The following is an 11,542-nucleotide window of genomic DNA, read 5'->3' as shown; positions in this document are numbered from 1 at the left end:
CAAAAGTTCTTAATCATTTATTGTTGCATTACTGTCTGCTTCAATATAAGAAAGATCATAACCTCCAAAGGCTCTCATATAACTTTTTAAAGAAGTGCCATAAGCATCTCTAAAATGTCTGTTGCCTCTGTTTTTAAAAAAGTTCTTAACCGATCCTGCACCGCCTAAATGTGCTGCTGCTAAAATTCCTGATTCAGTAATCGCAACCCCATTAATGATTTTCCCTTCATACTTTTGGATTTCTCTACGTAAAATCCATTTGTTTTTAGATAACAATGCAATAAATGCCTTTTCCTGCAGGGCTGGGTTTTTTAAAAAATCTTTGTCATTTTGAACACCTACTGCTCTTAAAGTTTTTGAACCAAATTGGTATTTTCCCATATACCCGATAGAATTTACTTTTCGGTATTTACCCTGAGATTCTTTGAAAGCAATTGCTTCTTTAAAGCCAATTAGCCGATTTCCGGTAAAAGGAGCATTTAATTTTGTTTGTGAAGGATAGTCATCCTTGTCCTTAGATGGAAATAAGTACTCTGATCCATCTGTTTTTGCTATATAAAACCAAGGTTTGATTTCCAGACTAAAGGGTTTGAAACCCAAAGTTAAAAATGTAATAATAACGATTAAACTAGTGTAATAATACCATTTCTTTATCATAAATTGTTTTTCTTCAAAACGCTGTCACCTTTTTGAAATTTCTACTGTGCAAAGATAATAAATACAAAAATACACTGATAATCAGTTGTTTACGATTTTTAGAAGTAAAGGGTATATGCTTTAAACCCTTTATTGGCGGTATATTCGAGAGTTGGAGCCGGAATTTTTATCGTGTTAAAAACAGAAAAAATAGTTTTAAAAAAATGCGATTTTGTGTCAATTTTAGCTAAATCAAGGTCTAAACTAAGAAAAAACTTACGTTTAATATTGGTTTTATATGGCAAATTTAAGATTTCATTATGATTGTTACCAGACAACATTCCTTCTGCACCATATCCAAAAGCAACATTAAACCACTTTGGTATTTTTGTGTTTTTTGCAAAAGAATGAAGATTTACTGATAGCCAGTAAGTCTGTCCATTATAATCTTTTAAAATCTGCTCATTAAGCGAGCTTCCGAGTTTTTCAGGATTTTGATTTGCATATTTAGTAGTATGAAAAGAGAATTTAGGTGTAATTCGTTGTTCTTTCCAGAGTAATTCCTGAGAAACATATAATGCTGTACCGGCTGTGTTAGCAATTAAATCTCCGGATGATGCCCCCCATTCTGCAGAATATCCATCTAAAACTTCAACAGCAGTAAGAAAAAAAAAACCAATACCCGGTCCGTAAATTAATTGATTTTTTGACCTTGCTCCACTCCAGTTAAGTGCTTCAGCGCCAAGTCTACCCAAATGATAAGCTGAATAAAAGTGTCCAACTTTGTCCATTTGTAACCATTCACTATTATCGTTTATAAAATGAAAATCAGATTTGGCATAATCTGCATACCAAATCTGATTTAAACCAATTAATGTAACGGAAGCCAGAGCTGCTTCAGTTATGATAACCGTATTTTGTCTTTTTATATTTAAAGTATCAGAAGGCTCTAAAAAGGCATCAATTTTGTTTTGGGCTTCGATATTATGAAAGCCCAAAAAAGACAAAACCAATAAAAAAAAAGGTACGTTAAAACTCAAAACTATCTTGTTACTCCCTGACCGGCAATCCAGTCTGAATATTTTTTTGCATTAATGGTATGTTGCTCATAAGATGAGGCAAATTCATGGTAACCAAAACGGTCAATACTGGCACAAAAATAAATATAATCGTGCTTTTCAGGATCTAAAACAGCTTCGACAGCAGTAATATCAGGCATGGCAATTGGACCTGGAGGAAGTCCTATATTCACATAAGTATTATAAGGAGATCTCATAATTAAATCATTGTAAAAAACTCTTTTTATCACCTGATCGAAATTATTGTCACGTAGTTTTAGTGCATAAATCACAGTTGGATCTGCTTGTAACGGCATTTCTAAACGTAAACGATTTAAATAAACTCCTGCAATACGGGGCCTTTCATCCTTTTTAACTGATTCTTTATGTACGATAGAAGCTAAAATTGTAGCCTGAACTGGTGTCAAGCCTTGCTTTTTAGCTTTTTCAATTCTTTCAGCAGTCCAAAAATTGTGATATTCCTTAATCATTTTATCACGGAATTTTACTGCAGAAGTATTCCAGTACACTTCATAAGTATTTGGAATAAACATGGCGAAAACATTCTCTTCGTTAAATCCATTCTCTTTTAAGAAAGTAGAATCTTTTATAGCTTTCAATAGTGACAAACTATCAGCTTCAATTTGAGAACCAATTCTTCCGGCAAAATTTTCTAATCGCTCCTGATTATTAAAAGCCAGTTTAACCGGAACATTGGAACGCATTGCTCGAACCAAATCAATGTTGTTCATGTCTTTTTTTAGTAAAAACCGGCCTGACTTTACATTTTCGGGGTAGTTGCGTTTACTGGCGACCATCTCAAAATCATCGAAATTCTTAACATACGGTTCCAATATTTTTTTAACATCTGCATAGGTAGCATCAGTAGCAACGTATACATAAAGTTCTTTTTCTTCAAATTTTGTGTTGGCACTAAAAATTCTGCTAATTAGTAAAAATCCGTAAATCATTAAAACTGAAATAACAGCTACGGCAACTATGGTGATACTCTTTTTTAATTTCAAAATCTAAAATTTAAATTTGTTTGTTAATCAATTGAAAAATTGCCTCGTCCTGATAACGTCCATTTAGCAAGATCCAATCTTTTTTAATTCCTGTTTGCTCAAAGCCAAATTTAGTAAAAAGAGCTATACTTGCTACATTTCCTACACTAATATTTGCATATAATTGATGCAAATTTAAATTGTAAAAAGAATATCTAATTAATAACTCTAAAGCCTCAGAACCAATATTTTGATTTCGGTTTTCCTTATTTTGAATTACAATACCAACTCCAGCCCTATTATTTTTAGGATCAAATTCAAATAAATCAATCAGACCAATAGCTGGAAAATCTTCATCCTGGCAAATCGCAAGGCGTAACTGTTTCGCCTCATAAATATCCTGATGTGCATTTTCCAGATATTGCCGAACCAAAAAACGGCTATATGGTGTTTGCGTATTGCTGACTTCCCAAATACTTTCATCATTTTCCATCGCATAGACAAACTCTAAATCATTAGGTTCTAATGCGCGCAGATAAATATTCTTGCCTTTCAGAGTGATCATTTAATTTGAAAATTATGGTTTTAGGTCTGGACTTGAACTAAAGATTGGTATTTGGAATTTTAAAAAATGGACTTTATATCTCTATTATTCCTTTAAAAACAAATTTTGCAGGACCAATTAAAAAAACATTCGTAAAATGTTCTCCTAATTTATCAAAAGAAACGGCTAATTTTCCGCCTTCAACATTTATATCAATGGAAGTTTTATCTGTTTGTCCGGTTGCATTCATAGCAATTGCAACAGCAGTCGCTCCAGTTCCGCAGGCTAACGTTTCATCTTCAACACCTCTTTCATAAGTTCGAAGCGAAAACTCAGCGTCATTCACTTTTTTAACAAAATTAATATTACTTCCCTTTTGTCCATACAACGATCCATAACGTATTGCAGCACCATTTTCTTTAACATTATAATGTTCCAAATCATCTACAATTTGTACATGATGAGGTGAACCGGTGTTTAAAAAAGTATAGGAATCTTTCTTTTGAACTTCAACAACATCAATCATCTGTAAGGAAACAATAGAATTATCATTTACTGTTGCATAATGTAAGCCATCAGTAGCAATAAAAGTAGTTTTATGTTCTATAACACCTAATTGATTTGCAAAAGCAACAAGACAACGACCTCCGTTACCACACATCGAACTCTCATTTCCATCTGAGTTGTAATATACCATTCTGAAATCGGTTTCAGCGTCATTTTCAAGTAAAATGAGTCCATCGGCTCCTATTCCGAAACGTCTGTTACACAAACGTTCAACAAGTTTTACGTCTTCTTTTGGAAAGAAACCTGAACGATTATCAATCATTACAAAATCATTTCCTGTACCCTGATATTTATAAAATTCTATTTGCATTTTTATCTATTATAATGTGCAAAAGTACGAACTATTAATTAATGAAATGTTAATCATTGTTAAAGAGCGTTAAACCATTTTCCAAAATAATTTTTTCCTTTAATTTTACAGTAGTAACTTAAACAATTATCCTAATTATGAAAAGATTTTCAAGCTTATTTTTAGTGTCGTTATTGAGTGGCGCTACTACACTTGGTGCCTATAAAATGTTATTTGATGGTAACAATTCTTTTTTGGGAAGAGAAAATTCTGTTGTTACTCTTGCCCCGAATTCATTTGGCAGAAATGTTGGCCTGGCTGCCGAAACAGTAGATTTTACTGAAGCTGCTGATAAAACGATCCATACTGTAGTTCACGTTAAAAACGTTTCCCGCAGAACGATAAGCAATCCTATGCTGGAATTTTTCTATGGTTATGGAGGGGGACAGCAGCAAGAACAAGTAGGGACAGGTTCTGGTGTTATTATATCTGAAGATGGCTACATTGTTACAAACAATCACGTAATTAAAGACGCTTCAGAAATTGAAATTACCTTAAATAATAAAAAGTCATATAAAGCGAAACTTATCGGTACAGATTCTAAAATGGATATTGCATTATTAAAAATTGATGCTGATGAGAAACTGCCCTATACTGCTTTTGCGAACTCTGACAGTGTAAAAGTTGGAGAATGGGTTTTAGCGGTTGGAAATCCGTATAATTTGACTTCTACAGTAACTGCCGGAATCGTTTCAGCAAAAGCCCGAAACTTAGACACAAGTGGTATCCAGTCTTTCATTCAGACTGATGCTGCCGTAAACCCTGGAAACAGTGGAGGTGCTTTAGTAAATACCCGTGGTGAATTAATCGGAATCAATACTATGATTTCATCCATGACTGGATCATATGTAGGATATTCTTTTGCTGTTCCTTCTAACAATGCCCGAAAAATTGTCGAAGACATTATGGAATTTGGAAATGTCCAAAGAGGGATTTTAGGAGTTGAAGGTGGAGAATTAAACAGCAACGCTTCTAAAGAATTAGGAATTTCTGAGACACAAGGTTTTTACATTAATAAAGTCACTCCAAAATCAGGCGCTCAAAAGGCTGGTCTTACCAAAGGAGATATTATTGTAAAATTAGATGATCAAAGTATTTCAACTTTTGCTGATCTTTCAGGTTATATTAACACCAAAAGACCAAACGATATTGTTCAGGTGACTTACATTAGAGAAGGTAAATCGAAAACAGCGTCTGTAACCTTGAGTAAAAATGAATTTTTCAGTACCGAATTTAAAGGGATTGAGTTAGAAAATATTGATGCTATTGATAAAAAGAAATTCAAAATTGATTATGGAGTAAAAATCAAAAATATCACCAATGAAAATCTGATGCAATACCAAAATGAATTACAAGGCAATATTATTTTAAGCATTGACAACATCAAAGCGACAAACGTTGAAACGGTTTCGAAACTTTTAAATAAAAAAGATGAAGGCCAGAGTGTACGAATCGAAATGATAAACAAGAATGGTGAGATATTTAGGATCATCATCTAAAAAAAATTCCAAAATAAATTATAAAAGTCATCTTAAAATTTAAGATGACTTTTTTTTTGGAAAAATAAATATCAAAACAGGTTACGAAATCGATTGAAATAAATATTTTTGAGTAGAATTTATAATAGAGAGTATTTTATTTTTTCAATTTCAATCAATTATGACAAAAAAAACATTATACCAAAAAGAAGTATCCTTACAAGTCGACCGAAGAAGAGCCGGAGTCGAATTAATTAAAATCATAAGCGATTTATGGTATGACAAATCGATCGAAATGGTTTTATTCAAAAATCAATTATTGGATAAAAATGTCAGCGACATAATCAATCTTCATCATTATGCTGGAGAATTTGTCGGCAAACCAATCAGCATTTTTGATTCTGTTGAAATCGCAAAAGTCATTTTATCGTTAGATTTTCCTCCTGCAAAATTAGATCTTGGAAAATTAACTTATGAATATCAACTAGAAGAAGAAAAATATCCGGATTCCAGGTATTTTATAATGGATAAATTAAAAAAAGCCAAATCATCAAAAGAAATTCAACCTAAAGACGTCGTTTTGTATGGCTTTGGAAGAATTGGACGCTTATTAGCGAGGGAATTAATGTCTAAAACCGGAAAAGGAAATCAGCTTCGACTGAGAGCAATTGTAACCCGTGATAAAATCGATACAATACTCTTAGAGAAAAGAGCTTCATTATTAAGACACGATTCAATTCACGGAGATTTTAAGGGTTCAGTGACAGCAGATCCAAAAAATAATGCTTTAATTATTAACGGGACAACAGTGACCATTATCCATGCAAATTCACCAGAGGAAATAGATTATACTCAATACGGAATTGATGATGCGCTGGTAATTGACAACAGCGGAGCTTTTACCTCAGAAGAAACATTAAACAAACATTTAGTTTCGAAAGGAGTCAGTAAAGTATTATTGACAGCACCAGGAAAGGGAGTACCGAATATTGTATATGGTGTAAACCATAACGAATACGATCCGGATCAGACGAATATTTTCTCAGCTGCATCATGTACAACAAATGCTATAACCCCTGTTTTAAAAGTTATTGAAGACAATTTAGGAATTGTAAAAGGTCATTTAGAAACCATTCATTCCTATACAAACGATCAGAATCTGGTTGATAATATGCATAAAAAATACCGCCGCGGAAGAGCCGCAGCCTTAAACATGGTCATCACTGAAACTGGTGCGGGCACTGCAGTTGCCAAAGCAATACCTTCACTTGAAGGAAAATTAACATCAAATGCCATCAGAGTTCCAGTACCAAACGGATCTTTGGTAGTTGCAAACTTCGAAGTTAAAAAAGCAACATCATCAGCAACCGTAAATAAAATCATAAAAAAATATGCACTGGAAGGCGAATTGGTAGAACAAATTAAGTACTCATTAAATAACGAACTCGTTTCATCTGACATTGTTGGCACATCTGCACCGGCAATTTATGACAGCAATGCAACTATTGTTTCTAAAGACGGAAAAAATATTGTACTCTATATCTGGTATGACAATGAATATGGATACAGCCATCAGGTAATCCGCCTGGCAAAATATATTGCAAAAGTGAGACGTTTTACTTATTATTAATCCAGTATTTAATTTAGAGTCTTTAAAACCATCAAGTTTTCTTGGTGGTTTTTTGTTTACATTAAATTGGTAAAACCGTTGTGCTTTTTACTTCTGAAATAACAAAAACAGTATTTATTAAAGAAACTTCAGGTAAAACGGACAACTTTTTTTGATGAAAATGATGATAACTTTCCATATCAGGAATAATAACTTTCAGCATATAATCGAAGTTTCCCGAAACATAATTGCATTCTACAACTTCTGCCATACTTAAAATCGACTGATTAAAACCCTCAGAAGTATCATATGTCTGTTTTGTTAAAGTTACCTGACAATAAACCGTTAGATTATTACCTAATTTTTTTTTGTTTAAAATAGAAACATACTTTTCTATAACACCTTCTTTTTCAAGACGTTTAACTCTATCATGAACTGGTGTTAATGACAAATTTATTTTGTTTGCAATGTCTTTCAGTGTGTAATGAGCATTTTCCTGTAAAAGACGTAAGATTTTCTTATCAATTTCATCCAAAGCCATAACGAAAACGTTTTCTGTATTCAATCAAAATCAGTCATTTTTTCTTTTTAAGAAAATAAAAACGAACCCAGAAAGAATATTTTCCTGTAAAAGTATTAAATAAAATAATATTTTCTTATTTAAAGCACCATAATCAATAATAAATTCTCTATTAATACATTTGTAACACAAACTCAATAAAAAAACAACAAAATGATAATAGGTATTCCAAAAGAAATTAAAAATAACGAGAACCGTGTAGCATTAACTCCTGCCGGTGTTTCTGAAATGAAAAAACACGGACACACAGTCTATGTACAATCTACTGCAGGTTTAGGAAGTGGTTTTAATGATGAAGAATATACAGAAGCGGGTGCTGAAGTTCTAGCAACGATTGAAGAAGTATATGCAATTGCTGAAATGATTATTAAGGTAAAAGAACCAATTGCTTCTGAATATCCATTGATCAAAAAAGATCAGTTACTATTTACCTACTTCCATTTTGCTTCATCTGAAGAATTAACTCATGCAATGTTAGAAAAAGGAGCAGTATGTTTAGCATACGAAACAGTTGAAAAGACCGACCGTAGTTTACCATTATTAGTTCCAATGTCTGAAGTTGCAGGTCGTATGGCAATTCAGCAAGGTGCAAAATATCTCGAAAAACCATTAAAAGGAAGAGGAATTCTTTTAGGTGGTGTTCCAGGTGTACCTCCGGCAAAAGTATTAGTTTTGGGAGGTGGAATTGTTGGGACTCAGGCTGCAAAAATGGCTGCCGGCTTAGGTGCACAAGTTACCATAATGGATTTGAGTTTACCACGCTTACGTCAATTAGATGATATTATGCCTGCAAATGTAAATACTGAAATGTCAAATCATTACAACATTACAAAAGCAATTAAAGACGCCGACTTAATTGTTGGAGCAGTTTTAATTCCAGGAGCAAAAGCTCCTCACTTAATTACCAGAGACATGCTTAAATTAATGCGTCCTGGAACTGTAGTTGTTGACGTTGCTGTAGATCAGGGAGGTTGTATCGAAACTTGTACTCCAACAACTCACGAAAATCCAACTTTCATTATTGATGATATTGTTCACTACTGTGTAGCTAATATGCCAGGAGCAGTTCCTTATACATCTACTTTAGCTTTAACTAATGCTACTTTGCCTTACGCAGTACAATTAGCCAATAAAGGCTGGAAAAAAGCTTGTAACGAAAATGAAGAATTGAAAAAAGGGTTAAATATTGCCGATGGAAAAATTCTTTACAAAGGAGTAGCAGAAGCATGGAATCTTCCTTTCAATGAAGAATTAGTATTAACAAACGCATAGTTATTACTAAAATAGTGTTTACTAAAATTCACTAGCAAAAAGAGGCTGTCCGAAAAGTAAAATGAATTGTTATGTTTCTTTGTTTCAATGGTAATTTAGTAAAAAAAATGTCTTCTAAAAGAGTTTTTACTGATATATAGTTAATAAAAAACCCTGAAAATTATTAATAATTTTCAGGGTTTTACTTTTCGGACACCCTCTTTTTTTTGCACAAAAAAACCTGCCTCAAAAGACAGGTTTAAATTTATAACTCTAAAATATTACTTTTCATTCAATACTTCCTGCATTACTTTAGCTTCTGTTCCATTTGGGAAAGTAACTTTTATTTTTTGAGCAATCGTTGGTGCAATTTCAGTAATAGCCTTTTTATCGTAAGATTCTCCTTTTTTAATATGCCAACCATAAAAAATTGCAGGCACATGTGTATCGTAAGTATAAGCAGTACCATGCGATGTACCCGTTGGCAAGTATTCAATAACTCCAGGTTTCCCAATTACAACTATATCACCATCCTGCGTTACATCATAACCTTTTGCTACAAAATTCAAATAATAATCATTTCCTGAATTAGCCAAAATTTCTTCTTCTGTATATACTTTTTTAACCTGTGGTAACAACATTAAAAACTCTTTGAATACTTGTTTTATTTTTACCAAATCTAATCCTTTCTCTTTAATCATTTCTTTATTAAAAAAGATATTAAAATTAGAATAATTTAAAAGCAAATCTACCCCAAATGTTTTTAATGAAAAATCCTGTAAATTTTTTCTAAAATCTTTTGACGGATAATTATTAACATCATATTTGTGGTCTTTCAAATAAATAACATTTTCCGCACCAGCATGATCAGCCGTCAGGAAAAGCAAATAATTATTCTTTCCTACTGTTTTATCCAAATACGTTAAAAAATCGGCTATTGTCTGGTCTAATCGTAAATACGTATCCTGAAGTTCTATTGAACGTGGTCCTAATAAATGGCCAACGTAATCAGTAGACGAAAAACTTATTGTTAAGAAGTCAGTAATATTATCTTTTCCCAGCTCTTCTTTTTCAATGGCTCTTTTCGCAAAATCAGCCAGTAAATCATTCCCATAAGGAGTAGAACGAATTATTCCGGCATCATTTTTTTCATACATGGTTTTCAGATCATACGGGAAAACAGGTTCAGAACTTCCGTATAATTTTCCTTCATACGGATTATTATCAGAAAGACTTTCATTGTAAGTCGAACCAGGCTCATACAAGTCCCACCCTTTATTAATATATTTCAGATAATTTTTCTCGTTATTAAATTCAGATACCCACTCCGGTAATTTTTCTCCGTAAAAAGTACTTGAAATAAAAGATCCAGTTTTGCTGTACCAAAATGCCCAATTCGCAAAATGCCCAGCTGCCAAAATCGCTCCTCGGTCTTTAAGACTCATTCCAATAACTTTTCCTTGAAAATTAGTCGCCATTCTAACTTCATCAGTTATGGTTGTACTTTGTAAATTTTTAGGAGACATAGCACCTTCCTCTACAGTTCCGTCACCCACTGTTTTTACCAATGCATCATCTGTACAGTACATCTGCTTACCAAGACTTCTGCTAAACCATTCATTTCCCACAATTCCATGTATTGCTGGCGTAGTTCCTGTATAAATTGATGCATGCCCTGGAGCTGTATAAGTAGGCAAATAATTATAATGCATATTTTGAAAAGTATATCCATTATCCATTAATCTCTTAAATCCGTTTAAAGAAAAATCATCTGAAAATCGATACAAATATTCCATTTTCATCTGATCAACCACAATTCCTACTACCAATTTAGGACGCTGTTGAGCGGCAAGATTTGAGATAACAAACAGCATCAACAATACAATACATTTTTTCATATCTAGTTATAATATTTAAACAAAAATACAGATTCAAATCTAAAAAGGCTAAACAACCTTTAGGTTTAAAAGTAAAATTGATCTTAATTTAACAGAACTTCATGGTATTTTTGAGAATGCAGACAAAATCATTGGTTTTGTAAAATTAGCCAAATATCATCAAAAAGGATTAATCCCTTCTGGACAAATTGAAAATCCTTATCTATTTCATAAAATAAAAAAAGCGTAATAACTGATATAAGTAATTACGCTTTTTGTTTGTACTCAGAGCGGGACTTGAACCCGCACGAACATTGCTGTTCACTGGATTTTAAGTCCAGCGTGTCTACCAATTTCACCATCCGAGCATTCTTATTGTGGTACCTCCAGGGATCGAACCAGGGACACATGGATTTTCAGTCCATTGCTCTACCATCTGAGCTAAGGTACCTGATTTAAAATAAAAACCCTTCATCGATTGATGAAGGGTTTAAAAGAAAGGCGACGACATACTCTCCCACAAAATTGCAGTACCATCTGCGCAGGCGGGCTTAACTTCTCTGTTCGGGATGGGAAGAGGTGAGCCCCG

At 33.1% G+C, this 11,542-nt stretch carries 10 protein-coding genes, 2 tRNA genes and 1 rRNA gene; 3 read left to right on the top strand and 10 right to left on the bottom strand.

Translation table 11 applies throughout. The features are described from left to right. Nucleotides 1-9: 9 nt before the first annotated feature. The 5 genes from DMB65_RS00065 to dapF all read right to left on the bottom strand — a co-directional run bounded on the left by DMB65_RS00065 (nucleotide 10) and on the right by dapF (nucleotide 4,119). Complete coding sequence (locus DMB65_RS00065; protein WP_110304643.1) at nucleotides 10-657, bottom strand: peptidoglycan-binding protein LysM; 648 nt, start codon at nucleotides 655-657, stop codon at nucleotides 10-12. Nucleotides 658-755: 98 nt separating this feature from the next. Next, on the bottom strand, nucleotides 756-1,676 hold the full coding sequence (locus DMB65_RS00060) for a DUF2279 domain-containing protein (RefSeq protein ID WP_110304642.1): 921 nt from the start codon (nucleotides 1,674-1,676) through the stop codon (nucleotides 756-758). A gap of 2 nt (nucleotides 1,677-1,678) precedes the next feature. Beyond that, complete coding sequence (mltG, locus tag DMB65_RS00055) at nucleotides 1,679-2,719, bottom strand: endolytic transglycosylase MltG (RefSeq protein ID WP_110304641.1); 1,041 nt, start codon at nucleotides 2,717-2,719, stop codon at nucleotides 1,679-1,681. Nucleotides 2,720-2,729: 10 nt separating this feature from the next. Next, nucleotides 2,730-3,263, bottom strand: a complete 534-nt coding sequence (locus DMB65_RS00050) for a GNAT family N-acetyltransferase (protein ID WP_110304640.1) — start codon at nucleotides 3,261-3,263, stop codon at nucleotides 2,730-2,732. 73 nt (nucleotides 3,264-3,336) lie between these two features. Continuing rightward, the gene (gene dapF / locus DMB65_RS00045; protein WP_110304639.1) at nucleotides 3,337-4,119 is read right to left on the bottom strand and encodes a diaminopimelate epimerase; all 783 of its coding nucleotides are present in this window, start codon (nucleotides 4,117-4,119) and stop codon (nucleotides 3,337-3,339) included. A gap of 137 nt (nucleotides 4,120-4,256) precedes the next feature. On the opposite strand from dapF, the gene DMB65_RS00040 reads away from it, so the two are divergent. Beyond that, nucleotides 4,257-5,657 (top strand): trypsin-like peptidase domain-containing protein, encoded by a 1,401-nt coding sequence (locus tag DMB65_RS00040; RefSeq protein ID WP_110304638.1) that lies wholly within the window; start codon nucleotides 4,257-4,259, stop codon nucleotides 5,655-5,657. Nucleotides 5,658-5,817: 160 nt separating this feature from the next. Further along, nucleotides 5,818-7,266 carry a glyceraldehyde-3-phosphate dehydrogenase gene (locus DMB65_RS00035; protein ID WP_110304637.1) on the top strand — a complete coding sequence of 483 codons (1,449 nt, stop codon included), beginning with the start codon at nucleotides 5,818-5,820 and terminating at the stop codon, nucleotides 7,264-7,266. Nucleotides 7,267-7,327: 61 nt separating this feature from the next. Here the strand turns inward: DMB65_RS00035 and DMB65_RS00030 are convergent, their stop codons facing one another. After that, nucleotides 7,328-7,810 (bottom strand): Lrp/AsnC family transcriptional regulator, encoded by a 483-nt coding sequence (locus tag DMB65_RS00030; RefSeq protein ID WP_230470563.1) that lies wholly within the window; start codon nucleotides 7,808-7,810, stop codon nucleotides 7,328-7,330. Nucleotides 7,811-7,978: 168 nt separating this feature from the next. Between DMB65_RS00030 and ald the strand changes: the two genes are divergently transcribed. Beyond that, complete coding sequence (gene ald, locus DMB65_RS00025) at nucleotides 7,979-9,097, top strand: alanine dehydrogenase (RefSeq protein ID WP_110304635.1); 1,119 nt, start codon at nucleotides 7,979-7,981, stop codon at nucleotides 9,095-9,097. Between the two features lie 260 nt (nucleotides 9,098-9,357). On the opposite strand, the gene pafA is transcribed toward ald, so the two are convergent. The 4 genes from pafA to rrf form a co-directional block, all read right to left on the bottom strand. Continuing rightward, nucleotides 9,358-10,974: an alkaline phosphatase PafA gene (gene pafA / locus DMB65_RS00020; RefSeq protein ID WP_110304634.1), complete on the bottom strand. Its 1,617-nt coding sequence runs from the start codon at nucleotides 10,972-10,974 to the stop codon at nucleotides 9,358-9,360. A 261-nt stretch (nucleotides 10,975-11,235) separates the two neighbouring features. Then, nucleotides 11,236-11,321: transfer RNA gene (locus DMB65_RS00015), tRNA-Leu, on the bottom strand. Nucleotides 11,322-11,331: 10 nt separating this feature from the next. Then, nucleotides 11,332-11,404 (bottom strand) — tRNA-Phe (locus tag DMB65_RS00010). 45 nt (nucleotides 11,405-11,449) lie between these two features. Next, nucleotides 11,450-11,542 (bottom strand): 5S ribosomal RNA (gene rrf / locus DMB65_RS00005); the annotation flags it as partial.

Source organism: Flavobacterium cheongpyeongense (genome assembly GCF_003202435.1).
In the GTDB taxonomy this organism is placed as follows: Bacteria; Bacteroidota; Bacteroidia; order Flavobacteriales; family Flavobacteriaceae; genus Flavobacterium; species Flavobacterium cheongpyeongense.
Note: the sequence above shows the minus strand (reverse complement) of the source record. Positions and strands in the feature narration are given on the sequence as shown.